Source organism: Coprococcus intestinihominis (assembly GCF_040096555.1).
GTDB lineage: Bacteria > Bacillota > Clostridia > Lachnospirales > Lachnospiraceae > Coprococcus_A > Coprococcus_A intestinihominis.
This window is the reverse complement of sequence record NZ_JBBMEK010000529.1, coordinates 1-613: the sequence shown is the minus strand read 5'-3', so window position 1 is coordinate 613 and position 613 is coordinate 1. Positions and strand designations below refer to the sequence as shown.

Annotated in this window: 1 pseudogene; it reads right to left on the bottom strand. The window is 39.0% G+C overall.

Going from position 1 to position 613, the window contains the following annotated elements:
• A pseudogene (locus WMO25_RS18655) lies at positions 1–398 on the bottom strand (hypothetical protein); the annotation flags it as partial.
• Positions 399–613: the final 215 nt, after the last annotated feature.

Genomic DNA, 613 nt, shown 5'->3' with positions numbered 1-613 from the left:
ATACATCTATCCGGTTGAGAGTGTGTCATAATAGAACCATAATCCTCTCCAAAAGAATTTACCATTGTGCTCATATGCCCAGAATCAATCTTTTCATTTCCATCATCATCATATTCTCGGATCCGGGTGTCAGTGACTGACATATCGGCCCAATGGATAATCCCAATTGAATCGAATTTTCTATAATATTCCAAAAGTCCACCAGCCGGTGTTCCGCAAATAAAGCATTGTTCTTTACCGATTGATGATTGAAGAGACAGTTCAAAGTCATCATCAGATTCATAATCCATCTGATCCAACTGTTGTTTTGTTGTTGATGTTTTTGCAGGCTGCGTCTGACAACCACAAAGAGTAATCCCTAATATAAGTACAAAGCATAAAATATTACTTCTTTTCATAAAAACCCCCGAAGCTGAAATAAGGACGTACTATGCCATCCCTCAGCACAGACGTCCCTATTTTCTAATAATGCCCTGTATATACGCTTTTACCAGCTCTTTTTGATGTTCGTCCATCGCATTCCAGTCATAAAGCAACTGTTTCTGATCTGCTGTTAAATCAGGAATTTCTTCATCACCTGCAAAAAACTGGGCAAGGGTGATATCGAATCCCT